The sequence below is a fragment of the Deinococcus malanensis genome (genome assembly GCF_014647655.1).
GTDB classification, from domain to species: domain Bacteria; phylum Deinococcota; class Deinococci; order Deinococcales; family Deinococcaceae; genus Deinococcus; species Deinococcus malanensis.
In genome coordinates this window covers 1-25,767 of the sequence record NZ_BMPP01000028.1, presented here as the reverse complement: position 1 = coordinate 25,767, position 25,767 = coordinate 1, and the positions used below count along the sequence as shown (strand labels likewise).

Below are 25,767 nucleotides of genomic sequence, written 5' to 3'. Positions count from 1 at the left end.
TCCGCGATCAGCACCGCCCAGCGCGATGCGGGCAGCACCTTGAGCAGTCTGCAGACCAGCAGGATGCGTGCCGCGGTGCTGCTGTTGCCCTGGTGAGGTAACACGGTCCAGACCAGTGGAATCACCGCGCCCCCCAGGATCGCGCCCAGCACCAGGAGGTTCAGTGGGGTCTGTTCGTAGTGCCAGGTGGTGCGGTCCATCACCAGGGTCAATTTGCCGTCGGGGATCAGCGGCAGCAGGACGTCGAGGACGTCCTGAGAGGTGAGATGAGCATCGTGGAAGGTGCGCGCCACCACGCGGGTCTTGGAGTCAAGGGACGCATCACGGGGCAGGTGAAGCGCAATTTTGCGGTGTAGCGTGGATTCGGCTTGAAGCAACGCGAGAAGCACTTCAGCCAGTCGTCTCAGCGCATCCAGACGACGGTGTGGCAGGCGGGTTTTCAGGTGGGCGGCCAGCATGTCGGCATGCAGGAGGGCGGTATCTCTGTTCGTCACAGGGCTTGATACCGCCCTTCGTGCTGCCATATCGCGTCCAGGACGCCATTTCTCTCAAAGTGTCAGCTGCTGAGAGTGTAGGCACAATGGTGATGCGGATGAATTGAGCGATTGCTGCGATCTTCTCGGTTTCCCAGTTCAGAACCAATAGGGACATTGCGAGGATTTCAGGTCACTTCCTGGAGCTCGCTGCACAGCACCTCCTTGATTGAAGATTACGAACGAAACCTAATTTCTGTGGCATTGATCGCCCTTCTCTGAGATCAACCTTTGCTTTTCCTCTCCGATCTCACCGACGTGAGTGCCCGATCGAGGCCGTGTTGGCCAGGACTTAAAGGTCACACAAACACTTCCCCTTCATCTTCTTGGCCCCGCTGCCAGAAACAGCAGACGGTCTGTCACCACAATGCCGGGCAGAGGTGAATTGAAGATGCCAATGCAGATGCAAGACCTGTCCGACCTTTACGTCCTCAAGCTCCAGGAGATCTACAGCGCCGAACAGCAGGGCCTCGAAGCGATGCAGCAGGCCGCCCAGGCGGTTACCACGCCCGAACTGCAGCAGGGCCTGACGATGCATATCGACCAGACCCAGCAGCAGATCCAGCGGCTCGACCAGCTGTTTCAGAAACTGGGCGCTCAGCCCAGCGGCGAAACCAACCTCGCGATGCAGGGCCTCATCCAGGAAGCCCAGAAGCTGATGAGCCAGGGCGCCGCACCCGAGGTGCTCGAAGCCGGACTGATCGCCTGCCAGCAGGCCATGGAGCACCACGAAATCGCGTGTTACGGCACCGCGCGGACCTACGCCCAACTGCTGGGCGACGATGAGGCTGTGCAACTGCTCGAGCAGACCCTGGGGGAAGAGAAGCGCACGGACGATCAGCTGACGCAGATCGCAGGAAAGATCAACGTCGCCGCTATGAACGCCTGAAACGGGTTCAGATCAGCGTCTGGGGAGGGCCTTCAGGGGCTCTCCCCTTCCTGTGCTTTGCCTGTGGGTCTTACGAGCCCAGGTGCCGCGCCCCTCCCCGTGGCACCGCCCTCCCCGCCGGGCCGTAGTCTGCTGGCATGACTGACCATGTTCTCGACGCCTCACACATCCACACCAGCTGGAACCGGGATCTTGCCCCCGCCCTGAGAGCACAGCCGGGAGACCGCGTCACCTTCGATACCCTCGACGCCTCCGGGGGCGCGGTGGCCCGCCGGGTCGCTTCAGGCGAACTGGACGCCCCAGAGGGGCTGCGGGCCCTGATCGAGCAGGATGCCTACCCAGCCCTCGCCGGACCACGCGGGCATCCCCTGACCGGCCCGGTGTTTGTCGAAGGGGTCATGCCGGGCGACGCCCTGGTCATCGAGATCCTGGAAGTCCGGGCTGCCGCCTGGGGCTGGACCGGCTGCCGCCCGGACGGCATCGGCCTGCTGGACGCCGCACTGGGCGAAGAGGGCCTGCAGCCCTACACCCACTTTTGGGACCTGCGGGAAGGAACACACGCCAGCTTCGGACCCGGCGTCCGCCTGCCGCTCTCCCCTTTTCCCGGCGTCGTCGGCGTGGCCCTCGCCGAGCCCGGCGACCACGCGACCGCGCCCCCCCGCCACGTCGGGGGCAACATGGACATCCGCCAGCTGGTCGCAGGCAGCACCCTGTACCTGCCGGTCGAGGTTGAAGGCGCGCTGCTGTCAGTGGGCGATCTGCATGCCGCGCAGGGTGACGGCGAACTGTCGGGCACCGGCATCGAGATGGCGGGCCAGCTCACCGTGTGTCTGGGTGTGGAGCGCGGCACGGGACTGACCACGCCGGAATTCATCACGCCGACCTCCGGAGGCGCAAGCGGACGCTGGCACGGCACCAGCGGGCACGACCCCGACCTGATGACGGCCGCGCGCATTGCTCTGCGGGCGATGCTGCGGCGCATTCAGACCCGCGGATTCACGCTGGAGGAAGCCTACGTGCTGGCCAGCGCCTGCGTCGACCTGAAAATCAGCCAGGTGGTGGACGCGCCGAACTACACTGTGAGCGCCTTCCTGCCCCTGGACATCTTCGTCGACAACTGAAGGCGGCCTTAGCCTCCTGTCCCCAGTCAGGAGAGAGCGGGGATTCCCTGTACGGTGGTGGGGCCTCCGGTACGTGTGACGCACCGGGTAATGGCCCCCCGCAGCGCCCGGCTCAGTCGGCCGCGCTGGCCTGTGAGGGGGCGAGGGCCGGCTGCTGCGCCGGGCGCCGGGTGACCACATACAGCAGGACGAAGGCCGCGCCGGTCATCGCCGCGCACAGCACGAAGACCGCCTGATACCCGAACGCCTGAGCGAAGGCACCCGACACGACCCCGGCCAGCACCGCGCCGATGCTGTTCGTATTGGCATACAGGGTCAGCGCGGTGCTTGTGCGGTTGGGCATAAGTTCCTGGAAATAGGCCATGCCCAGGGTGGTCATCACCGCAATCACCGCCGCGCGGATCAGCTGGGCCACTGCCAGCATCCATACCGCGGGAGCGGCCGCCATCATGACGAAGTAGGCCACGAACAGGCCCAGGCTCAGGGTGATCAGCCGTTCGTTGGAAAACCGGCCCGAAAAGAGCGCGAAGCTGAGAATAAACGGGATCTCCAGGAACGCGCACAGCCCGATCAGCCAGCCCACCGTGCTGCTCGGCTCCCCCATGGCTCCGGTGACGTGCAGCGGCAGTGCGATAAAGCCCATGGTGTTCGACATTCCGAACAGCACGAAGCTCAGCGCCACCAGGGTCAGCGGCCGCTTCGGGCCCGCGTCGTCCGTGGAGGTGACGGGCGCGGGTGTGGACGTTCTGGCCACAGGGCGGGACCGTGCCCAGAGCAGCGGCAGACCCACCAGCAGATAGCACGCCGCGGCAGAGAGAAACAGCCCCGTGAATCCCGCGACCTCCAGGATGACGGCGGCCGCGGCGGGTCCCAGCATCCACGCGACCGAGAACATCGACCGGAGCGTGATCATGCTCCGGTCGGCCAGATCCTCACCCGCCAGGGCAAAGTGTGTTTTGGCAAAGGCGAACAGCTGGGGAAAGGCCGCCGCGCCGGTCCCCAGAAATACGCTAGCGATCAGGACCAGCGGCACGTAGCTGCGGGTGGTACACAGCAGCACATACCCGAGAGCCGCGCTGACGATCGCCGCGAGCATGACCGGCTTGTTCCGGGCTCCACGGTCCGACCAGCGCGCCAGCACGGTGCTGATCAGGACACCGCTGAGCGACATCAGGGTCATGAAGATCCCCAGCAGCAGCGGGGACATCCCAGCTTCATTGCGGGCAAAGAGCGGCATGTACGGCACAGCGAACGAAGCGGCGGTACCAAGCAGCAGCGCCGAGATGGTGAACTGGGGGAATCCGGGCACATGGCGCAGCGACGACAGGGCTTTGAACGAGAGGGACACGGGAGGGCTCCTGGCAGGGAAAAGACAGCGGACCCGGTGTTGCCGGGACCCTGAACGCGACAAAAGGAAGCGGTGTGCCCGTCTGCGAGGAGCCCACCGAAGATGCCGCCTACGCTATTACGTCGGCCGCCCCAAAAAGACTCTCTTTCATGAAGCCGTACTGAATTTTAAACTAGTTGTCTAAACACTTCGGAATATTCCTTCGAGATTCGGCATGGTGGGCTGACCATCGGCCTCCGACCCGTCAATGGGGCATGAAGGGTTCAGTTTGGCCCCATTTTCGGTCAGAGGTTCAGGCCGCCTCGCCGCGGCGCACAACTCAGCCTGGGGCAGAATGCGGCTCCGCGTCGTGCGGCAGCGCTTTGGGCAGGCACACGCTGAAGGTGGCTCCCTCGCCCAGCCGGCTTTTCGCCGAGACCGTGCCGCCGTGGCGGGTCACGATCCGGCGCACGTTGGCCAGCCCGACGCCAGTGCCTTCGAACTCGTGGTGGTGATGCAGCCGCTGGAAGACCCGGAACAGCTTGCCGATATACCGCTCGTCGAAGCCGACCCCATTGTCCTGGATGTGCAGCGTAACGTTGGTCGGGTGATGCTCGGCCGAGATCTGCACGCGGGGGGCAGGCCGGGTGCGCGAAAACTTGATGGCATTATTCAGCAGGTTGTTCAGCACCTGGCTCAGCAGCTGCCAGTCGCCCCGGACGTGCCCCAACGGACCGATCTGCCAGTCGACCTTCCGGGCCGCCGGGTCGGCGCGCAGGTCCTCGACCACCAGCCTGACCAGGCCGTCCAGGTCGACCTCCTCGATCATCAGGTCCTGGCGTGAGGTGCGCGACAGGTCCAGCATCGCGTCGATCAGTACCGTCATGCGGTCGGTGGCCTGTGTGACCAGCCCCAGGTAATGGCCGGCCTTGTCGGGCTGACCAGACTGCAGCGCCCGGGTGGCCAGTTCCGAGAAGCTCTTGGCGTGCCGCACCGGCGTGCGCAGGTCGTGCGATACCGAATAGGAAAAGGCCTCAAGTTCCTCGTTGGCATCCTGCAGGGCCTGACGCTGGGTTTCCAGAACCCGGGCCTGCTCGGCGCGTTCGATGGCGAGCCCCAACTGGTGACCGGCCGCCTCCAGCACCGCCCGGTCGGTGCGGGACCAGTGCCGCGGCCGGTAGGTGCCGTAGGCGAAGATCCCGTACGGGCGCCCGTAAACCATCACCGGGATGGTCGCGGTCGACCCGAGCACCTCGGTCCCAGGCACGCCCCCGTCACCGGCCGGATCGTAACGGTCCTGATAGTAAGGCTGCCCGGTTTGCCACGGTCGGTTCAGGTTCGTGATCTGCCCGAACGGCAGTCCACCCGCGAGCAGTGCGTCGAGCTGGGGATTGCCGGTGGACGGCGCCGCGATCTGGCCGGTGTGCGCACGGATGTACCAGCGTTCGTCCTCAACCTCGAAATACTGGGCGAAACCCTCGCTGATCAGGTCCACCACGATGGTTTGGGCCCGGCGGACCAGCACGTACTGGTCCGTTTCGAAGGCCAGGTCACGCGCCAGCTGGGCGAAGCCCTCCAGCGCCCGGGTGCGGGCCTGCGCGGCATCCGAATGTTCCTGCAGGCGCTGTTCGTGCATGACCCGCTCCGCAGCCAGCCCCATGCTTCGCCCCAGCGCCAACAGGATCGCGTGCTCATCGGGGGTCCACACCTCGTGGGCACTGGCCAGCAGCAGCAGCGCGTCCACCTGCCCGTCCCGGAGATACGGGTACACCGCCAGCGCGTGATACCCCGACAGCAGCCCTTCACGGTCCCTCAGGGGCTGCCAGTGGTCGTAGAAGACCATCTCCTCGCCCTGCAGGGCGCGCTGAATCAAGTCCTGCCTCAGCCGGAACCCGCCGGCAAAACGCTCACGGGTGCGCTCCGGCACACCACTGCTGTATGCCGTGACATGGGCGTGGTGCCCGTCGACACGGGCGTACAGCAGGTCCCCGTGCCCCAGCATCTCGGCGAGCACCACTTCCGCGGCACCCAGCAGCGTGGGCAGGTCGCCGGTGGAGGCGACCTGGGTCGTGAACTCCACAAAGGTCCGCAGGGCATACAGGTGATCTTCGAGTTCGCGGCTCTGGGTGGACACCTGACGTTCGAGCTCGGCGGTGCGGGCCTGGCCCTCACGGCGTTCAGTGTGATGGTCGGTGATGTCCTGCACATACGCGATCACCTGCTTACGCGCCGCCTCCTGCGAGGCGATCAGGGTCACCAGCAGCTGCCGGAGTTCGCCGCTTCGGGTGTACATGGCTTTCTCATAGCCGGGGCTGAGGCCCCCGGACAGCGCCACCCGGAACATCTGCCGGTCCTTGTCGCGTTCCGGTTCCGGTGTCAGCGCCTGCCAGTCCACCAGGCCAGCTTCGAACTCTGCCCGGCTGTACCCCAGCAGGCGCAGGTAGGTGTCGTTCACCATCACCAGGGTGCCGTCGAGCGTGGTGACCGCTACCCCGATGGGGCTGGCCTCGACCATGTGACGGAAACGCAGGGCGTGCTCGCGTTCCGAAGCCTCCTCGGCCAGGCGGCGCAGGGCTGCGCCCGCCAGGTCAGTCAGCACCTGGGCATAGGCGCGCGCCTCCTCGGACAGGTCCGGGGCGCCGGCGGGCGCACTGAGCCGCACTCCCGCTTCCGCAGCCTCGAACGCCAGCGGGGCCGCCGGGTCCGGCGCCTCCAGCGGGGCGCCAAACTGCACCCGGTACCCCGGGAGTGTCTGGGCAACCACCTGCTCGGTGACGCGCTGCACCACCTCCGGCAGGCGTGCGCCAGCCAGCTCCCTGGCCGCCACATGCAGGTGCAGGAGCAGGTTGGCTGGCATCTTGCCTCAGGGTAACGTACCCTCCCCGTGCGCTTGACCAGGTCGTCTTGTCGGGTTCTTCCGTTCTGCTTCGGAAAACGGCTACCGTCCGGTCCGCGCGGGGATCAGGCTGCCTGTCTGGAGGACTGCCGACCCATCAGCAGGCCGCGCAGCTGCTGGGTCCGGGTCTTGCGGCAGTACAGCTGGCCCTGCCACCAGAAGGTGTCGCGGGTGCGCACCCGCACGCTGCGCTGCTCGCCTCCGGGCAGACGCAGCACCAGCAGGTAGGCGCTGATCCGCCCGCACCCGGAGTCGGTCTCGACGCCCAGCACCTGGCCCAGCGGCTCGCCCCACTCGGCCCGCAGCACCAGAGCCGGGGCCGCCGACGTCTCCTGGCGGGAGACCAGATCCGGGCCGCCCGCGTGCGGCTGCAGCAGGTAGGCTGCGGCATGCTGGTACTCCCGCACCAGCAGCACCTGAGCCTGCCCCCCCAGCGACACGCTGACGCGCCGGAGATCGACGCCACCGAAGGAGGCGACCTGGGCCGAGCACACCTTGACCTGGGTTGTAGGGGACATACCCGCACGGTAAAGGAGCAAACTGTCGCGCCGCTGGAAAAAAGCTGAGGGCCAGCTGAGGGCGTCTCCCACCCGTCCCGGCGGGCCTAGAATGGGAGCATGAGCCCCAGAATCCTCGTGATCGACGACGACGCCGGCGTGCGCAGCCTGCTGCAGCGCGGCCTGTCCTACGAGGGCTTTCTGGTCGAGACGGCGCCCGATGGCGAGGCGGGGCTCGCGGCGGTCCGGGACCGCCCGCCGGAACTGGTGATTCTGGACGTGATGCTGCCGGGGCTCGACGGCCTGGAGGTGCTCAGCCGCCTGCGGCGGGTCGATGCCAATCTGCCGGTAGTAATGCTCACCGCCCGGGACCGTCCCGACGAGCAGGTGCGCGGCCTGGAGGGTGGGGCGGACGACTACGTCACCAAACCGTTCAGCTTCGACGTGCTGGCGGCCCGGGTGCGGGCCCAGCTGCGCCGGCGCGAGACGGATGCCCCGGCGGTCCTGCGCTTCGGGAATCTCACGGTGGACCCGGCGTGCCACAGCGTCACCCGCGACGGGCGGGAGATCACCCTGACTGCCCAGGAGTTCAGGCTGCTGCAGGCGTTCATGGAGCAGCCCGAGCGGGTGCAGTCCAAATCCGTGCTGCTCGACCGGGCCTGGGGTCTGGGCTACCTGGGCGATCCCAATGTGGTCGAGACCTACGTCAAGCAGCTGCGCCAGAAACTGGAAGGCGACGGCGAGACCCGGCTGATCCATACCATCCGGGGGGTCGGCTACGTTCTGCGTCAGGGGTAGGCTGTGACGCTGCGGCTGCGGCTGAGCCTTTGGTACGGAACGCTGTGCGCCCTGACGCTGACGGCGGTGGGGCTGGTCGGCTACACCGCCTCGGTCAGTGAGCAGTTCCTGGCGCTGGACCGCATTCTGGTGGTCAGTGCCCGGCTGGTGGAGTCCGGCATGCGGACCTACGGCCGGTCCTACGCCTTCGAGACCGATACCACGGAGCAGACCAAGGGCGGTACGGTCATGGTGCTGCGCAGCTACGCGCCGAGCGGCGCACTGATGTACCGCTCGCCCAGCGACCCGGGCCTGCCCGAAACGCGGCCGCAGAGGCCGCTGTCCGATCCGGCGCCGCCCGCGTACCTGGACCTGCTGCCGCTGCCGCTGACCAATGCCCACGTGACCCCCAGCGCCAACGGTGCTTTCGGAACCCTGATGGTCGACGGCCAGCGCTGGCGCCGCTACGTGCTGCAGGTGGGTACGGCGCGCAAGACGATGGGTTACGTCGAAGCGCTGACGCCGCTGGGCCGGGTGGATCAGGGGGCCCGCGACTTGGCGCGGCTGCTGATTAAGCTGGTGGTGCTTTCTGTTCTGGCGGTGCTGCTGATCGGCTGGTGGGTCGCCGGCTCGGCGCTGCGCCCGGTCGACCGCCTGACCCGCGCCGCCCGCGCCATCGCCCAGAGCCGTGACCTGGGCCGCCGGGTCCGCACGGGCGGGGCCCGTGACGAACTAGGCCGGCTGGCCACCACCTTCAACGGCATGCTCGAGAGCCTGGAGACCGCCTGGCAGTCCCAGCAGCGCTTCGTCGGCGACGCTTCTCATGAGCTGCGGGCCCCGCTGACGGTCATGCGCGGCAACCTGGAGCTGCTGCGCCGCCACCCGCACCTGGACGCCGCCGAACGCGAAGAGATGCTGAGCGACATCGAACGCGAAACGTCGCGCCTGACCCGGCTGGTTGAAGACCTGCTGCTGCTGGCCCGCAGCGACGCCGGCGTGACGCTGGCCTGCCGCCCGGTCTCGCTGCGGGCGGTGGCGCAGGAGGCCATGCGGGGCGCGCGCCTGCTGGCCCCGGCGCTGAGGCTGGCCCTGCACGCTGACGACCGTCCGTACATGGTGTCAGGCGACCACGACCGCCTGAAGCAGCTGCTGCTGATCCTGCTGGACAACGCCATCAAGTACAGTCCCGAGGGCAGCACCGTCACGGTGTACCTGGATCAGCAGGGCGGCGAGGTCCTGCTGAGCGTTCAGGACCAGGGCAGCGGCATTCCGCCTGAGGCGCAGCCGCACATCTTCGAGCGCTTCTACCGCGCCGACCCGGCCCGTCAGCGCGAACCTGGCGGCGCCGGTCTGGGCCTGCCCATCGCCCAGTGGATCGCTTCCCAGCTTCGCGGCACCCTGGAGGTCCAGCACACTGGGCCGGATGGCACGACCTTCTGCCTGCGCCTGCCCGCGGCAGATGTTCCCGGACAGGAAGAAGAGCAGAGGGCCTGAGAGGGGCCCGCGCACCACACTGCAGCCTTGCCACTGAGCGGTCAGGAACCTGCCGGAGAAACCAGCCCTTTCGCCCAGAGGGCATGCACTACGCCAATACCGCCTCGGTCTGAACACCGGGCAGCCCTCAGGCCAGCAGGGTGTTGCCGACTGCACGGCGCAGCGCTTGGATATCTGTGCCCGCGTGCCGCGTGGGATGAACCCGGTTGGTCAGCAGCACCCAGGCCAGACCGTGTGGAGGGTCCACCCACAGGCCGGTGCCGGTAAAGCCGGTGTGTCCGTATGCATCCGGCGACGTCAGGCCGCCGCCGCTCCAGCCGGGCTGGGCCTGCACGAATGCCAGGGTGCGGCCCGGCGCATACGGGCGGGTGGCGGCTGAGAGCGCAGCGGCACCCAGCCAGCTTCCCCGCAGCAGGGCTTCCGCCTGGTCAAGCACTCCGTCCAGGGTGCCGAACAGCCCGGCGTGGCCGGCCACGCCCCCGTGCGCCGCGGCGTTCTCGTCATGGGTTTCTCCGCGCAGGACCCGCTCGCGCCAGGCGCAGCGCTCGGTGGCCACGCTGCGCGAGGGTTCAGGCATGAAAGTCAGGCCTGCTTCGAGCACAAAGTCACGCAGCGGCTGCCCATACACCCGCTCCAGCACCCGTCCCAGCAGCAGGTAGCCCAGGTCCGAATACCGCACCTCGCCGGGCTCGTCGAGCACCCAGGGCTCCTGCAGCAGCCGGGCGCGGATGGTGGCGGTGTCGCCCCAGGTGTACATCGGCGCCCAGGCCGGCAGGCCCGCAGTGTGGGTCATCAGCTGCCGCAGCGTGCGGGAATTCAGCGCACTGCCCTGCATCCAGGCGAGGTCCGGCAGATGCGCCTGAAGAGGGTCGTCCAGGTCCAGTCGCCCCTCGCCGGTGGCGCGCAGCACCTGCCGAGCGGTGAACAGCGGCTTGGTCAGGCTGGCCAAATCCCACCACATGTCCTGATCCAGCGGCACAGGCTCGGGGAAGATCTGGGCCTGTCCAAGGACCAGGGCGGCGCGCTGTCCCTGAAGGTTCACCACACCCAGGGCGGCCCCGGGCAGGCCCTGGGCAACAGCCTGAGCAAGCACCTCGGCGGTGCGGTCGGGAATCTGCATGCGCTCACGGTAGCTCACCGGCCGGCTGACACGGGGGATACGCGGCGCTGACGCGGGGCTGACGGCGGGTCCCGAGCATGCAGGTCATGACGCAATCACCGGTCGAAACAAGTGTCTGGCACCGCCTGCTGTCCCGGCAGCTCACCCGCCGCAGCGCCCTGGGGACCGTGGCCGGCGCCGCCGCGGCCGTCAGCCTGCCGGTGGCCTTCAGCGACGCGCAGGCCACCGCGAACAACGGCGCGCCAGTGACCCCGGACACCCAGAAGCTCCAGCCCCGGGCCTTCCCGCCCTTCACGCCGATTGAGCCCACCGCTGCCGATGCCTTGACGCTGCCGCGCGGCTACCGCTATCAGGTGCTGGCCCCCTGGGGTGAGACCTTCACGCCGGACGGCCGCACCCTGGGCTTCAACCACGACTTCGTGGGCTATTTTCCCATCGACATGCTGCAGGGCGGCAAGAGCAGCACCGAAGCGCTGCTGACCATCAACCACGAGTACGCCAACCCCATGTTCGTGGGCGGCGACACCAAGGAACGCACGGCGAAGCAGATCCAGGCCGAGATGCAGGATGTCGGCGTCAGCGTGGTGCGGGTGCGCAAGGAAGGCCGCGAGTGGAAGGTCGTGATGGACCCGCGCAACCGCCGCATCGACGCGTTTACACCCATCGAACTGACCGGTCCGGTGCGCGGCTCGGCGGTCGTGAAGGGGGCCACCATGGTCAAGGGCAGCGTGGGCAACTGCTCGGGCGGGCAGACCCCCTGGGGCACCCTGCTCACCTGCGAGGAAAACGTCGACGGCTACCAGAAGGCCTGGGCCGGCAGCGGCTACGAGGCCATGCACCAGGGCTGGGTCACCGAGATCGACCCCTTCGACCCGGCCTGGACCCCCAAGAAGCGCACCGGCATGGGCCGCTTCCGGCACGAGAACGCCGCGGTGACCCTGGCCCGCGACGGCCGCGTGGTCGCCTACATGGGTGACGATATGCAGGACTCCTGCATCTACAAGTTCATCAGCCGTGACCGCTACAACCCCGCCGACCGCAACGCCAGCCGTGATCTGCTGGCCGACGGCGACCTGTACGTGGCCAACTTCGGCAACGGCAGCTGGGTTCTGCTCGACTATGCCCGCAACAAAAAGCTGCAGGAGGCCAAAGCCGGCGACAAGCCCCTGTTCACGTCGCAGGCCGAGGTGCTGGCCGACGCGCGAGCCGCAGCGCTGGCCGTGGGAGGCACTCCGGTCGACCGCCCGGAGGACATCGAGATTCATCCGCGCACCGGGGACCTGTACGCCGCGCTGACCAACAACAGCCGCCACGGGAACTTCTTCGGGCAGATCATCCGATGGACCGAAAAAGACCGTGATCCGGCAGCCACCACCTTCCTGTGGGAGGTCTTCGCCTACGGAGGTCCCCAGAGCGGCTTTGCCAGTCCCGACAACCTGGTCTTCGACCCTTACGGCAACCTGTGGATGGTCACCGACAACAGCGACCTGGGCACCAACCCGATCAAGGCCTACCACGGCAACAACGCCATGTTCTTCTTCCCGACCGAGGGCCCCAATACGGGCAAGGCCTACCGCTTCGCCGTTGGTCCGGTGGACGCCGAGCTGACCGGCCCGGTCTTCAGCCCTGACGGCAAGACGCTGTTTGTGGCGGTGCAGCATCCCGGCGAGGACAGCGAGAGCCTGGACAAGCTCACCAGCACCTTTGCCGCCAAGGAGGGCACCCGCATTCCGCGCCCGACCCTGGTCGCCATCGAGGGCTTCCCTGGCTGGAGGCAGGCATGACCGCGCTGGCCTCCAGGGCCCCCTGGATCGTGGGGCGCACCGTGCGGCTCGAGCATGCCGCAGAAGACTTCTTGAACGAGGTCACGCGCCAGCAGCCCTGGCTCCGGGCGCGCTACGAAGCCCTGCTGGAAGACCTGGACGATTTTCTGGGCGGCGCGGCGCCACTCAGTGCGCTCACCACAGAGCAAACCAGTGCATGGCAGACCAGCCTGGACGCCAGCACCCGGGAGGATCCCGCCGCCATGCTGCGCGACTTCACCACTTACCTGCAGGACTGGCACTGGGTCGTATAAAACCCTGGGCAGCACCAGCGCCCAAACCCGGTCTCCTTGGCGGGAGACCGGGCCTGTGGGTTACAAAAGGAGACCAGCCCAGGCCGGGGTTCGCCCCGCGCTCTTGCCTGGTCTCCGAATCGGGAGGGCAGGCTGCCGGACTCCGGCGGAACTTTTCAGTTTCACGTTGGGAAGTCTGCCTTCTTGAATGCCTGCCCTGCACCTGTCCGCTGACTGCCAGACCTCTTCAGGCACACCTCAGGAGGCAGGCCAGGTTATGGTCGCTACGGCTCCCGCGGGCAGGGTGTAGGTAAAGCCTGCGCCGTTTTCCACCACCTGCACCTTGCGGTTCGAGGACGACCCGTTGAGGACGATCAGGGCGCGTGTGCCGTCGGGATTACGGAACGCCACAGTCTGGATGTTGCCGGCGCCGTAGCTTGCCGACGCGATACGCACGGCACCGGGCCGCACGAACCTGGCAGCGTGACCCAACGCGTAGTACTCCTCGTTGAGGGTGACCCCGCCCGAAGCCGGATCCACTGTCACCACGCCACGGCAGTTGCTGCACCCACCGTTGGTCGGGCCACCCTGAGGGTCGAGCGCCAGATTCCACAGCAGCACGGTCCTGGCCCAGTTGCGGGTGGCGCCGATCACGAGGTGCTGCACGTTCCACGCGAGGTTGTTTCCCCAGTTTGTGGCCCAGCCACCGCCGCTGCACTCGGTGAAGTACACGTCCTTGTCGGGATAGGCGTCGCGAATCTTCGACTGGGCGCTGACGTCACCGCCGTAACAGTGAAACGCCGTTCCCGCCAGCGCGTCGCGGGCACCCTGATCGCCCAGTAGCGCCAGCGGGTAGGACGTATCGTCCCAGTTGTGGTCCCAGCCCAGAAGGCCTGTCTGCAGTCCCGCGTTCTGCAGTGCCGGAGCCAGCTGTTTGACCAGTCCCGCCGCGTCGGCCGGTTCCAGGCGCATGCTGGGGTAGCCGCCGGTTTCATGGCGCGGTTCATTCTGCAGGGTCAGCATGTCCAGAGGAACGCCACTCTGGGCGTAACCCTGGACCGCCCGCAGCAGATAGTTCGAATAGGCGGACCGCCATTCAGGCAGGAGTTGCCCGCCGTTTAGGTGAGCCGTGTCCTTCATCCAGGCGGGCGCGCTCCAGGGCGTGCCCATAAACCGGACCTCCGGGCTGGTGGCCCGGATGTCGCGGGCCAGCGGCAGGACGTACTGTTCATCGCGGGCCAGACTGAAGCTGGTCAGCGATTCGTCCACCACTCCCGCCGGAAGGTCGTGGTAGGTGTAGCTCGAACGCGCGAAGTCACTGGCCCCCAGCGGAATGCGGACGTAACTCAGGCCGATGCCGCCGGCCGGATCGAACAGCTGCCTGAGCAGGGCGCTGCGCTGGGTGCCCGACATTTTGTCGGTCATGAGGTAGGCGCTTGACTCGGTCAGTGCGGCACCGAATCCTTTGATGCTCTGGTAGGTGACCTTCGGGTCCACCGTCACCGCGCCGGACACAGGAGTGACCCCCGATTTGAAAGCGACGCCGGGCTGGGCCGCGATTTTCTGACGGCCGTCGGGCGTGGTCAGCCAGATCTGTGCCGTGCGGGTTGTCTGCGTTGTGCGGGCTGCCTGAACTAACGGGTCGCCCAACGCCGGGACTTGAGGAAGGGACTGTGAACAGGCCGTCAGGGCCAGAACGATGGATGCAAACAGCAGATTTGTTTTCAGGTTCATGGGGGCTCGTTTCGGTGGCTCGGCTGACCCAGGGGGCCCCGTGGCTTTGCGTCCCCGCTTTGCAGCGGGTTTGCCGGTTCGGTCGAAGGAATCGTTTCTCGGCAGGCCGAGATGGTCAAAGTCTAATTAGCGGCTCACACAGTTCTCTCTCGCAGCAACTCCACCAATGCGTGAAACTTCACGAAAGAGGTCATTATCTGTGAATAATTAGTCATTTAATGCTAATCTAATTTTCTCGTCAGATCCCTATCTTCGGAGCGAACCGTGACTCAGGCAGTTTCCACCACAGTGGCCCCCCCTTTAATTCTGGTTGTCGAACCCGACGTCGATGAATGCGAGGCCCTGTGTGCGGCCCTGCGCGACGAATCGTTTGAAGTGCACTCAGCCGCCGACGAGCACCGTGGCTTCGAGATGCTGTGCGACCACCGGCCTGACCTGATCGTCACAACCTGCGCACAACACCTTGATGGCGTGGCGTTCACTCGGCGGGTCCGTCAGGATCCATCCGTTGAGGCGGTGCCCATCATCCTGGTGATGAACAAGGAAGGCATGCAGGACGTCATTCACGCGCTGGATGCCGGCGCTGACGATTTCGTCTCCCGGCCCTTCAACATGCCGGAACTGATGGCGCGCATCCGGGTCAAGCTGGCCCGCCCCCCGGTGCCCGCCTGGACCCTGGCCCGCGACCGACGAACCGGCATCATGACGGTCCAGGCGATGCTCGCCCCTATGCTGCGTGAGATGGAGCGGGCCCGCGTGACCGGTGATCCTCTGATGCTCGCTTCACTGGCCTTCGAAGAGCTGCCGGTGCTCCGCCAGCGCTTTGGTTCCCAGCTCGACACGGTGATCGCCAACCAGACCATGCGGGTGCTGCGTGAACTGGCCGGGCCGCTCACTGTGCTGTCGCACGACCGGAAAGGCCACTTTCATGTACTGGCTCCCAACACCACACCTGAAACCGCGCTCAGCCGGGCACGGGAAGCCAGTCTGCGGCTGGTGGAACATTCCTTTTCGTACCACGGAGACCTGCTGAGGCTGACGCCCTCCATCGGACTGGCACAGTACCGCCCCGGCCTGGATCCCGATAACTTCCTCGGGCGTGCCGACACCGCCGCCCGCTACGCGGCGGCTCACCTGGACCTCCAGCCCGTGCTGTACGACCCACAGGTGCACTCCCGCCGGGAAGCGAAACCCAAACGGTATGCCCAGCTGCGCGAAAAGTTGAGGCTGCCGGCCCAGGTAATAGCGGTCAACGTCCTGCTGGTCGTCATTCCGTTTTTTCTCTATGCGTTTCTGGCCCGGATTGGCCTTGATGTGACCGACTGGGCGTACCTGGCTGTGGCGACCGCGCTGCTTGGCACAGCGGCGTTCATTCTGCTTGAAGGCTTTCTAGCCCTGAACCCGCAGCAGCCTCCGGAAGAGCCGCAAAGCCCCTACCCCAGGGCAAGCGCGATCATCGCCGCCTACCTTCCGAACGAGGCTGCGACGGTAGAGGAAACCATCGACGCGTTTCTGCGAATCGACTACCCAGCCGGCTTACAGGTCATCCTGGCGTACAACACTCCCAGGGATCTGCCAGTAGAAGCGGCCCTGCGGGCCCTGGCCGAGCGGGATCCACGGTTCGTGCCATTCCGTGTGGAAGGCAGTACCAGCAAGGCCCAGAACGTCAATGCCGCCCTGGCGATCGTCACGGGTGAGGTCACTGCCGTGTTTGACGCGGATCACCAGCCGGACGCCGACAGTTTCCGCCGGGCATGGCGATGGCTTTCGAGTGGCTGGGACGTGGTGCAGGGCCACTGCGTGATTCGCAATGGTGAGGAGAGTTGGGTGGCACGGATGGTTGCGGTGGAATTTGAGAGCATCTACGCGGTCAGCCATCCCGGCCGCGCGCGAATGCATGGCTTCGGCATCTTTGGAGGCAGCAACGGCTACTGGAAGACAAAGTTGCTGCGCAAAATCCGGATGCACGGCTCCATGCTCACCGAAGACATTGATTCGGCGCTCAGAAGTGTTGAGGCCGGATACAAGATTGCCAATGACCCTTACCTGGTCTCGCGTGAGCTGGCGCCCGCCACTCTGGGCGCCCTGACCAACCAGCGGCTACGCTGGGCCCAGGGCTGGTTTCAGGTGAGCCTCAAGCACCTGCCCCTTGGCCTGCGTTCCAGGCACCTGACCCTGCGTCAGAAGCTGGGCTTTTTTCATCTGCTGGGCTGGCGCGAGTTCTATCCGGTGCTGTCGGTGCAGATGTTCCCAATCCTCGGGTACTGGCTGCTGGTCGATGACCGTCAGGTCGATTGGGCCATTCCGGTGTTCGTGCTGACGACGGTCTTCACACTGAGCGTCGGGCCCTGGCAGGCTCTGTTCGCCTATCGGCAGGCCGATGCGTCGTTCAAGGGGCGCAGAGGCTGGTTCTGGTTCTATCTGGTTGTCTCGTCGGTGTTCTACACGCCGTTCAAGAATCTCCTCGCCGTGGTGGCCCAGATCAAGGAGTTCCGCCGTGAACGTGCTTGGAAGGTCACGCCACGCAGCACCCAGTCGCCGCTGGAATGAAGCCTGACGAGCCGGGCGCGCGGGCCGGTAAGAGCTGCCGCTCCGAATGGTCGTGATCAGACTCCAGCATCCCGAAGAGATCACGGGGCCCGGCATCCCTCCAGACGAAATACCGTTCAAACAGAATGCAAATCGATGCAGTGCGACGCTCCCCGCAGTCGCTGGGTCCAGGAACCACCTGCGCCGGTGGCTCGCTGAGCACCGTTGCGCTCCACACGCTTGGCAAGGCCCCCTTTCCACGTCCAGCTCACACCTCGGTTATCATCTGTGAGAAATCTGACAGAGCCTTCAGATAGTCTGAAACCGTTCCGACAAACGCACTTCACCATCCGACCAGGAGTCACCGCCCTTCACAATGCCTGCCCCCGTCCTGCCACATTTACAGAGTCACGGCCCCTGCAAGTACCTCAGTCTTGCCGGCCCCCTGAAGGCGCCTATGGCGACGGGACAGGACCCGAATTCATCTGATCACTGTCCTGGACACTCAAAAGACTGGGCCTGAACCTCAACATTCATTACGATTCCACGCCAGATGCCGGTTTTCCCGGATTTGGGCATGTCAAGGAGCCTGTACCATGCTTTTCCGTCGCCTTTCCCTTGCCGCCCTCCTGATGGGCAGCGCCGCTGCCGCGACCACACCTTTGCTGCCGCCCGCGCCCCCGGTTGTTCCGATTCCTGCCCCATTCGAGCCCCTGGCCGAACCGGCCGCAGCCATCCACCTGACACCAGGAACCTGTGGCGCTGCCACCGCCACGCCGACCCTCACGGCGTCCGCCCTGCCCCCTGTCGTTTCCGGCCGCGTCAGTTTCTATGGCGCTATCTACGATTCAGCCGGCAAACCGGTCCGCGCGATCACGCACGGCAATGTCAATGACCTGCACCCACTGGCGAGCGCGTTTAAGTCCCTGGTCGTTCAGGCGATGTTCCGGGAAATCGACGCCGGCAAGTACAAGCTGACCACGAAGTTCACCACCACGCCCGCCAACCGCAGCATTGAAGCCTACCCCGCTGGGACCAACAGTCTCTACGATCTGGCACGGCGCACGATCTACAACAGTGACAACACCGCCAGTGACATCCTTCACCTGGCCTACGGTCCCGGCCGCCTGGCCCGCGAAACCCGGAAGTCCAGCCCCTGCACCTCGGTGATGCTGACCACCAAGGCGTGGTGGAGCGCCCAGTCTGGCCTGATTCCTGAAGTGGTGCCGGTCGACCCCTTCACCCTGAACACCCTGCCGACGGCTGCCGCCTACGCCCGACAGCCCCTGGAAGAGCGCATCCTGACCGCCAACCGGATCATCAAGGCGTCCCAGACGGTGGCCGGGCCGAAACTGGAAAAAGACCTGGACTTGTACTTCTTCGGCCCGGCCTATACCCCGGAACTGGAGTTTTACGTGCAGAACATGAGCACCGCGAGCGCGTACACCGATCTGATGGCCAAGACGCTGTCGGGCGTCAACCTGCAACCGGCCACGAGAAGGGTCTTCCGTGAGCTGATGGCGACCGGCTGCTGCCGGCCGAAGCAGCCGGTACTGAAGACCAAGTACTGGGCCGCCAAAGCCGGAAGCGGCTGGAGACTGCTGACCCTCACCGGTTACCTGGAACTGCCCGGCGGCCAGGTTATGGCCTACACCTATCTCAATGACCAGAGCGATGCCAGGCATGCCCAGACCATCGAGAAGCAGATCCGTCCGCTGGTGCTGTGGATCGAGCAGAACCTGCTGACCCTGAGGGACGGCACGTGAAATTGATCGAGCGGCCCCGGCTGCTCGGCGAAATTGCCAGCTCGGCGCTGCACGTTCTGCTGTGTGCGCCCGCCGGCTACGGAAAAACCGTTCTGCTTGAGCAGGTCCAGCGCCTCGGGATGGCAAGCAGCTACGTCACGGCGCAGCCGCAGACCACCCTGTTGCAGTTGCTCAGCGCGGCCCCGGCCCGCGAGGGCTCCCGCGCGCCCCTGTGCCTGATCGACGACGCCCATCTGCTGGCTCCGGAAACCGTGGCGGCGCTGGTGCGTCATCCGGCGGCGGAGGTGCGCTTCGTGCTGGCGCTGAAACACTTCAACTATGCCCGGGTGCTGTCGCTGTGGCAGCAGCGCCGGCTGGTGATCTGGAACGCTACGGACCTGGCCTTCACCGCCGAGGAGCTCACGGCCCTGGACTCCGGCATTCACGTGGCGGACACCGCCCAGCGGACCCTCGGCTGGCCAGCCATGGTGGTCATGGAGCGCACGCCGATGGCGGCGCTCAACGCCTATTTCGACGAGCTGATCGAGGACCTCTCCCCTGTCCAGCGCGACGAACTGATCGATGCCGCGTACAACGACACCCTGGACGCCACGCTGCTGATCGCGCAGCGGGAAAACCAGCTTCCGGCGCTGCTGAACACCGGCTTTCCGGTGATCCCGCTTGAGGGCCGGCTGCAGCTTCACCCGGCCATGCGCCGGCGCCTTCAGGACGTCGCGGGCGTCAGCGGGCAGGTGGTGCGCCCCCCGGACGAGGTACTGCAGAACCTGATCGAGGTGATGCCGTCCACCGCCCGGGAACACCGCGTGGACCTGATCCGGTATTACTTCGAGCGCTACGGCGAGGACTTCAGCGACACTCCGCAGAAAATCGCGCTGCTGAGCAGTGTGGACATGATGGACCTGTCTCCCAGCCTGCGCGACACGCTGGCGGCCTACGTCCTCTCGGACGGGGATACCGACCGGGGCCACCATATCCTGATCAACCAGTTGCACAACGGCACCGATTCCTCGTACACCCATGTCCTGCTGGCGCGCGTGGCTAACCTCAGGGTGGACCTGGTGGCGTTTCGTGAGCACCTTGAAATTGCCCGGGAACGGGCCCAGAACGATATCGACTGCGCGCGCGTCTACCGCACTGAAACCCTGCTGCTGATGCGAACCAACCGCTACGACGACGCGCTTGTGGCCGCCGAGAAGCATTACAAGAGTGCCCTGCGCTCGGGCCAGATCGACCTGATCATGACCAGCCTGTCGCAGAACGCCTGGGTGCGGTACATGTCCGGCAACCTTCAGGGCGCCCGTGAGGCAGCCTATGAAGCCCTGGTCCTGGCGGAAAGCGCCGGGACAAGGTACGTCTCGGAGATGACCTACCTGTTGTGCCAGCTCAGCGAGATGAGCAAGGACGCTGGCGACCACGAGGAGGCCATGAGCCTGGTGCAGCGGGGCCTGAGCCTGCAGTCCAAGGACGCCTCGCTGCCGTACCTCTACAACACCCGCGCGCTGATCTACATGGAGTTCGGGTCGTGGGAACTGGCGGTGGCCAGCTTTGAAGCTGCCCTGGAAGGCTTCGAGGAGCGGGGCAATGTGGCCGGTCTTCTGATGGTGCACACCTACGTCTGTTTCGCGCTGTACATGCTTGAGCAGCACGAGGGCCTCATCGCCCACGCCCGGACCGTGCGCGAGGTCGTCCGCCGCGTGGGCGAGACCGGAAACTACAGCGAGCACCTGGCCTACCAGCCACTGGCCCTGGGGCTGGTGCATCTGGTGCAGGATGAGCTGCAGGAGGCTCTGGTCGAATTCGAGAGGGTCAGCCTGGACGGCAAGCTGAGCTATGACAGCGTGCTGCTGACACAGCTGCTTTCAGCCCAGGTGCGGCTGAAACTGGGAGTCTTTACCGAGGCCACCGCGAACATGCTGGTCACGGTCCTGGATGCCCGGGACAGCCCGGAGGACCCCACGGCCCGGATGTACGCCGGCACCTTCGCTCCGGTCTATCAGGCCTGCGCCGACATGAACGTGGAGCCTGAGCGCTTTCGGCGGCTCGCCGCTGCCGCCGTGCCTCAACCCGCGATCCGCCCCCGGTACACCGTAAAGCTGACCACCCTGGGCCGGCTGGCCCTGGAAGTCAACGGGCAGCCCATCGCCACCCGCTCGCTGCTGCCGCTGTATGCGCTGGCCTACCTGTCGCTGAAGGCCGACTGGAAGACCACCGACGCCATTGCCGAGGAACTGCACACCCACAAGAGCGACCGCCGTAACGCAGCCTTCAAGGGCATTTCCACCCTGCGCGGGCTCCTGAAGGAACTCGACCATGAACTGGAAAAAGAGCTGCTGTCTCCCCGGAAGGACCCGCGCGGCTACCGCCTGCTGACACCACCGGAACATATCGAACTGACGGTGGATGTCAGTGCTTACCTGGGGCCAGCCTACTCTGCGGCCAACCCGGACCCTGCCGAGCTGGACCGCCTGCTCCAGAATGTGGGGACCTTTTTGCCGCGCCTGGACGGCAGTCAGTTCGCCGAGGAGATCAATGCCCAGCTTCAGCACCGGACGTTGGCCGTGTCGCGCCATCTGGCTGGGCTCCACCAGGCTCAGGGCCATGGCCTGGCTGCCGCGAGGGCCCTGCTGCTCGGCCTTAGAAACGTGCCGGACCCGGAATTGCTGGAAATGCTGTCATCCCTTGACCTTCCGGAACCGGTTCGGGAGGCCCTGCGCCCGGTCCAGGCGGGTGTCGCAGGAGACCTGGACTGCAGCCTCTGTGACGTCATCACAGACGCTCTGAATGCGGTCGCACGCGCCGGTGAGCAGCGATTCGCCACCTAGGAACGCAGCTGGAGGGCTGGGAAAAGGCTTGCATGGTCACAGGCCTGTAGCGGGCCGGGCAAGCCCACCGGGAGCTGTAGAAAGACCCACGAGCCACCGGGTTTTTCTGTGGAAACAAGTGAGAAACGCCGGTCCGTAGAGTAACGGTGGACATCTGCATCCGGCGCTGACGGTCTGGACGTTCCACCGTCCAAGCGCCCCTGCTCCTGTCTCCCTTCATCACCGGAACATCCATGCCTGACACTTTTTCCACCGCTCATCTCCACACCTCCCCTGAGGCCGGTTCGGCTGACGCCGCAGTCGGTCAGCCCGGGTCTTGCGCGCGTTCTGACGCCCACAAGACCGCACTGATCCGCGAGTGGCTGTGTCTGGCAGCCCCCTCTCCGGAGTCCGCGCGTCCGCTCGCCGGCCTGGAAACCCGTGTTCATCTCCTGCCCGCCGATCTCCGGCTGCCGCTTGCTGAGGCTCTGGCCCAGCGCGGCATGGTGAGCGAGGCCCAGGACATCCTGCAGGCCCTGCTCGCGACCGGCGAATGGGCACCAGACGACCTCCGGATGGCCATGGCCCGGATCTATGTAGGAATGGGCGACTTCTGCCGTGCCGCAGGCGAACTGCGAACCTCGGCCGGGTGCAGCAACCGCCCACTGGTCCGCGCCTTCGCGGCTTATCTGGAGGTCATGGCGCACTCCGGCAATGCGGCCGACGAGTGCGGCATGGCGGTAGCGTCTGTCCACCTCGAAAACGCGCGTCAGTGGACCGGACAGGTGCTCACTGTTCTGGATGACCTATCTCTGGAGAACGGGTCGGGCGACGACGCGGAAGTGATTGCCCTGTGTGTCCACAGCTGCCTGCTCTCCGGTACGGATGAGGGCGCAGACACGACCGGAGAGCGTCTCCGTCTTCTGCTCGACAAGGCCCGGGTCACACATGTGGAGACTGGATACGCCCTGCTGATGTATGCCCGGAGAAGGCTTGATCAGGGTTGCCAAAGCGCCGCCGAACAGGCGTTGGATATTGCGTGGGAGCTGATTATTCCCCCCTCAAGCGACCGCGCGCTCCTGCTTTCCCTGATGCCGAAAACGCCATATCTGACCTCTGCCTGAAGTTGGGTAACAGAAGTGGGCCTGCCAGGTCCTGACCATCCGGATCTGGAGAAGGCAGGCCGCCCTGAAGGCCGACTTACCTGCCGAATCCTGCTGGTCCCCGAAGCAGAGCCCTCAGCCGGAATCATAGGCTGTCAGCAGATTGGCGGCCCTCCAGAGGTTCAGCAGTTGAAGAGACATTCCCTCAGAAGCCCTGAAATCCCACGACGTTCACCAGGGACCGGCTGATCCACGCAAACCCGTTGGTCAGCAGCAGGACGCCGGCGACGACCATCAGCACGCCACCGGCCCGCTCCAGCGAGGGTGTGAAGCGGTGCAGCGCGCGAACCCGCTCCAGGAAGAAGGCGCCCAGCAGAAACGGCACACTGAATCCCAGGGCATAGGTCAGAAGCAGAGGGACCCCCAGCGACGGCTTCTGGGCGGCCATAAACAGCACACCGGCCAGAATCGGTCCCATGCACGGGGTCCAGCCGGCAGCAAATGCCAGCCCGACCACGCCGCTGCCCAGGTATCCGGCGGGTTTGTTCTTCAGGTGGATGCGGCGCTCCAGGTACAGGGCGTTAAAGCGCAGCACGCCCAGTGTGAACAGGCCCAGCACCAGCACCATCAGACCGCCAATGATCCGGACCGGGGTTCCGTAGGTCGTGAGCACAATCGAAGCGGATTCAACCAGCGCCCCCAGTGCAAGAAACACGATGCTGAAGCCGGCCAGGAACGCCACGGCGTGGCGGAGAGCCACGCGTCTGGCCCCTGCGCCGGCCAGTTCCCCCCGGCTCATGCCCGTCAGGAAACCCAGATAGGCCGGCAGCATGGGCAGCACACACGGCGAAAGGAACGACAGTAGCCCCGCCCCGAATGCGAGCAGGAAGCCGGGCGAGTCGTTCACCGGGGGCGGATCTGCTTCAGGTAGGCACGGAACTGCTCAGGCGGCAGGTAACCCGAGTGAACGGCGGCCACCTTTCCGCCTTGATCGATAAACACGGAGACCGGTTGACCGATGATGCGGTAGGCCTTGGCGACGGCGGCCCCGTTGCTCGTTGCTTTGGTCCGCGGCGCGTCCACCAGCGGCGTGATGCTGCCCAGCCTGCTTTGTTTGAAATACGCCAGGGCTGCTTTAGGTGTGTCGGTCGCGCTCACGGCAAACATGTTTTTCATTTTGGCCCGCCCCGCTTCCTGATTCAGTTCAGGTAAATTCTTTTTGCAGACGAGGCACCACGTGGCCCAGAACGTCAGGACCACCGGCTGGCCACGCAGGCTACTCAGGGTGACCCTCTTTCCGGTCGCGTCATTCAGGGTAAAGTCCGGCGCCACATCGCCCGGCCGCACCGCCGAGGCGAGGCCAGACATCAGGAACAGCAGCAGGGTAATTCGCTTTTGCATGATTCGTCCTTTTTATGCACTGAAAGAGTTCTGTTCTGTTTTTATCCTGACCACCGGGCACCTTGTGTTGTGGCGGCAACACGTTGGGCCGGCTCGGCAGACAGTCACCAGGAGTGTTTCAAAAAGACTCGTACGGTGGACCGCCCAGTGGACCTGACCCGCCCGGGCATCTCCAAACGGCCCCATTGTGATCAAGGTGCCGGGAATCCGCCGCACAGGGGCGCGACAATGGGCGGGTGCCTGATCTACAGTTCGCGCGAAATGCTCTGGCCATGTCCGTTCTCCTGACCGCCAGCAATGTACGGGCTGCCGGGCCGGACTCGCCTGCCGGGCTTGTGAACGCCATGCAGGAAGCGCTGGTCCGCCGGGACGCGACGGCCTACCTGGCACTGGTCGACCTGCGCGAACCGATGTTCGCGACCGAGCACCGGCGATTCGTGCAGGACTGGGTGGCCCGGCCGCCGCAGGACCTGCGGCTGACCCTGAGCGATGTGCGCGAGATCAGCGGCCAGACGTTGGGGCAGCTGCGCTGGTCCTGGCGCACGGCGGCCAACGTGCAGCGCGACGTGACCCTCACCTCCACCTTCAGAAAAGTCGGCGGAGAGTGGCGGTATGCCGGTGAAGCCTTCCCCGTTACGCTGGCCCAGGGGCGCGTGCTGGCCCAGGCCGGACAGGAAGAGGTGGCGGGCGCCATAGCCACGAATCTTGACGCGACCATCTCGCTGGTCCGGCGCGCCCTGGGGTACGGCCCGTCGCAGCCACCGGTCGTCAAGCTGTACGGCAGCTACGCGGCGCTCTCGGCCAGTGTGCAGCTCAGCCTGCAGCCGGTGGGCGGCTGGAACGAGCCGGGCGAGGCCATCAAACTGGCAGCCCCGCGCTGGCCGGAGTCGCGGGTTACCCTCGCCCATGAGCTGGCGCATGCTGCGGTGTTTTCGCGCTTCGGTGAAGGCCAGATCCGCATACCCTGGTGGCTACACGAGGGCCTGGCCCATTTCGTGGCGTCAGGCATCTGGACCGAGCAGGCGCGTGCGACCTACCTGCAGCGCAGTATCACGTGGCATACCCGTGGGGAACTGGTGGCCTGGGACCGCCTGTCCAACTTTGAGGCCACGCCCGGTGAACTATGGCCCCATGTGTATGGCCAGGGCTACGCCTTCGTCCGCTATGCCGTGAGTCGCTACGGGATGCCCCGCGTGACCTCCTTCATGCACGAACTGGCGGCGGGTCAAAGCACGCAGGTGGCCTCTACGCGAGCTTTCGGAGCGACATTCGACCAGTTGGACAAGGACTGGAAAGCCTGGTTGGGCACGCAGGCGGTCAAAGCCGCCCGGTCACGTGAGCCACTTCCCTGAGTTTCTGATCTGGTGCGGGCTGGCTGCAGACCGTCGGGACCCAGAGGAAGTATCGATAAGGTGTGAACCAAGGGGACGCAGGCTCTCAGTGAGCCCCGCGATGGCATCGGCGGCCGGACAGTCAGATAAGCCGCTCCATGTTCTGGAGATTGCGAACCCAGAGCACGAAGTTACCGGCACATAATCCACTCGTTCAATAAACGAAATTTGACATTCATTTCGCCAGAGATGCCATCTCACCGGGCATTGCGCACAACCGAACTTAAACTATTGATCACGTCGTGGTTTGGCATTGATATACTTGGGGAATGCCCGGCTGGCAGCCCACTCAGTATTCCCGTGCTCAACTCGAAGAGCGCCGCCTCGCGGCG

18 protein-coding genes, 1 pseudogene and 1 riboswitch are annotated in these 25,767 nt (G+C 65.6%); of the genes and pseudogenes, 11 read left to right on the top strand and 8 right to left on the bottom strand.

Annotated features, from left to right (window positions below):
* Window positions 1-494, bottom strand: a pseudogene (locus IEY49_RS19620) (IS4 family transposase); the annotation flags it as partial.
* A gap of 430 nt (window positions 495-924) precedes the next feature.
* On the opposite strand from IEY49_RS19620, the gene IEY49_RS19615 reads away from it, so the two are divergent.
* Together IEY49_RS19615 and IEY49_RS19610 are read left to right on the top strand one after the other, a co-directional pair.
* A complete protein-coding gene (locus tag IEY49_RS19615; RefSeq protein ID WP_189011862.1) occupies window positions 925-1,422 on the top strand; it encodes a ferritin-like domain-containing protein in 498 nt (165 codons plus the stop codon).
* Between the two features lie 137 nt (window positions 1,423-1,559).
* Entirely contained in the window at window positions 1,560-2,543 is a 984-nt protein-coding gene (locus tag IEY49_RS19610; RefSeq protein WP_189011860.1) for an acetamidase/formamidase family protein, read from the top strand.
* A 112-nt stretch (window positions 2,544-2,655) separates the two neighbouring features.
* Here the strand turns inward: IEY49_RS19610 and IEY49_RS19605 are convergent, their stop codons facing one another.
* The 3 genes from IEY49_RS19605 to IEY49_RS19595 form a co-directional block, all read right to left on the bottom strand.
* On the bottom strand, window positions 2,656-3,891 hold the full coding sequence (locus IEY49_RS19605; RefSeq protein ID WP_189011858.1) for a sugar efflux transporter: 1,236 nt from the start codon (window positions 3,889-3,891) through the stop codon (window positions 2,656-2,658).
* A gap of 319 nt (window positions 3,892-4,210) precedes the next feature.
* Window positions 4,211-6,727 (bottom strand): PAS domain-containing sensor histidine kinase, encoded by a 2,517-nt coding sequence (locus IEY49_RS19600; RefSeq protein WP_229780931.1) that lies wholly within the window; start codon window positions 6,725-6,727, stop codon window positions 4,211-4,213.
* A gap of 104 nt (window positions 6,728-6,831) precedes the next feature.
* Window positions 6,832-7,284: a hypothetical protein gene (locus tag IEY49_RS19595; RefSeq protein WP_189011856.1), complete on the bottom strand. Its 453-nt coding sequence runs from the start codon at window positions 7,282-7,284 to the stop codon at window positions 6,832-6,834.
* Window positions 7,285-7,383: 99 nt separating this feature from the next.
* Here IEY49_RS19595 and IEY49_RS19590 point away from each other — a divergent pair, with 99 nt between their 5' ends.
* Entirely contained in the window at window positions 7,384-8,061 is a 678-nt protein-coding gene (locus tag IEY49_RS19590; protein ID WP_189011854.1) for a response regulator transcription factor, read from the top strand.
* Between the two features lie 3 nt (window positions 8,062-8,064).
* Complete coding sequence (locus IEY49_RS19585) at window positions 8,065-9,534, top strand: sensor histidine kinase (RefSeq protein WP_189011852.1); 1,470 nt, start codon at window positions 8,065-8,067, stop codon at window positions 9,532-9,534.
* Between the two features lie 127 nt (window positions 9,535-9,661).
* Here IEY49_RS19585 and IEY49_RS19580 read toward each other — a convergent pair whose 3' ends face one another.
* A complete protein-coding gene (locus IEY49_RS19580; protein ID WP_189011850.1) occupies window positions 9,662-10,654 on the bottom strand; it encodes a serine hydrolase domain-containing protein in 993 nt (330 codons plus the stop codon).
* 86 nt (window positions 10,655-10,740) lie between these two features.
* Between IEY49_RS19580 and IEY49_RS19575 the strand changes: the two genes are divergently transcribed.
* Both IEY49_RS19575 and IEY49_RS19570 read left to right on the top strand, forming a co-directional pair.
* The gene (locus tag IEY49_RS19575; RefSeq protein WP_189011848.1) at window positions 10,741-12,438 is read left to right on the top strand and encodes a PhoX family protein; all 1,698 of its coding nucleotides are present in this window, start codon (window positions 10,741-10,743) and stop codon (window positions 12,436-12,438) included.
* Window positions 12,435-12,731 carry a hypothetical protein gene (locus tag IEY49_RS19570; RefSeq protein WP_189011846.1) on the top strand — a complete coding sequence of 99 codons (297 nt, stop codon included), beginning with the start codon at window positions 12,435-12,437 and terminating at the stop codon, window positions 12,729-12,731. The genes IEY49_RS19575 and IEY49_RS19570 overlap by 4 nt, the downstream gene beginning before the upstream one ends.
* A 237-nt stretch (window positions 12,732-12,968) precedes the next feature.
* On the opposite strand, the gene IEY49_RS19565 is transcribed toward IEY49_RS19570, so the two are convergent.
* Window positions 12,969-14,444, bottom strand: a complete 1,476-nt coding sequence (locus tag IEY49_RS19565) for a glycoside hydrolase family 30 protein (protein ID WP_189011844.1) — start codon at window positions 14,442-14,444, stop codon at window positions 12,969-12,971.
* A 10-nt stretch (window positions 14,445-14,454) separates the two neighbouring features.
* A riboswitch (cyclic di-GMP riboswitch) is annotated at window positions 14,455-14,529 on the bottom strand.
* A gap of 179 nt (window positions 14,530-14,708) precedes the next feature.
* Here IEY49_RS19565 and IEY49_RS19560 point away from each other — a divergent pair.
* From IEY49_RS19560 to IEY49_RS19545, 4 genes are all read left to right on the top strand, one after another.
* Complete coding sequence (locus IEY49_RS19560) at window positions 14,709-16,994, top strand: glycosyltransferase (RefSeq protein ID WP_189011842.1); 2,286 nt, start codon at window positions 14,709-14,711, stop codon at window positions 16,992-16,994.
* Between the two features lie 575 nt (window positions 16,995-17,569).
* The gene (locus tag IEY49_RS19555; RefSeq protein WP_229780930.1) at window positions 17,570-18,739 is read left to right on the top strand and encodes a serine hydrolase; all 1,170 of its coding nucleotides are present in this window, start codon (window positions 17,570-17,572) and stop codon (window positions 18,737-18,739) included.
* Window positions 18,736-21,561: a tetratricopeptide repeat protein gene (locus tag IEY49_RS19550; RefSeq protein WP_189011840.1), complete on the top strand. Its 2,826-nt coding sequence runs from the start codon at window positions 18,736-18,738 to the stop codon at window positions 21,559-21,561. The genes IEY49_RS19555 and IEY49_RS19550 overlap by 4 nt, the downstream gene beginning before the upstream one ends.
* 233 nt (window positions 21,562-21,794) lie before the next feature.
* Window positions 21,795-22,664 (top strand): hypothetical protein, encoded by an 870-nt coding sequence (locus tag IEY49_RS19545; protein WP_189011838.1) that lies wholly within the window; start codon window positions 21,795-21,797, stop codon window positions 22,662-22,664.
* A 184-nt stretch (window positions 22,665-22,848) separates the two neighbouring features.
* On the opposite strand, the gene IEY49_RS19540 is transcribed toward IEY49_RS19545, so the two are convergent.
* Both IEY49_RS19540 and IEY49_RS19535 read right to left on the bottom strand, forming a co-directional pair.
* Complete coding sequence (locus tag IEY49_RS19540; RefSeq protein ID WP_189011836.1) at window positions 22,849-23,550, bottom strand: cytochrome c biogenesis protein CcdA; 702 nt, start codon at window positions 23,548-23,550, stop codon at window positions 22,849-22,851.
* Window positions 23,547-24,044, bottom strand: a complete 498-nt coding sequence (locus IEY49_RS19535; RefSeq protein ID WP_189011835.1) for a TlpA family protein disulfide reductase — start codon at window positions 24,042-24,044, stop codon at window positions 23,547-23,549. Before IEY49_RS19535 ends, IEY49_RS19540 begins: the two co-directional genes overlap by 4 nt.
* A 272-nt stretch (window positions 24,045-24,316) precedes the next feature.
* On the opposite strand from IEY49_RS19535, the gene IEY49_RS19530 reads away from it, so the two are divergent.
* A complete protein-coding gene (locus tag IEY49_RS19530; protein WP_229780929.1) occupies window positions 24,317-25,396 on the top strand; it encodes a peptidase MA family metallohydrolase in 1,080 nt (359 codons plus the stop codon).
* Window positions 25,397-25,767: the final 371 nt, after the last annotated feature.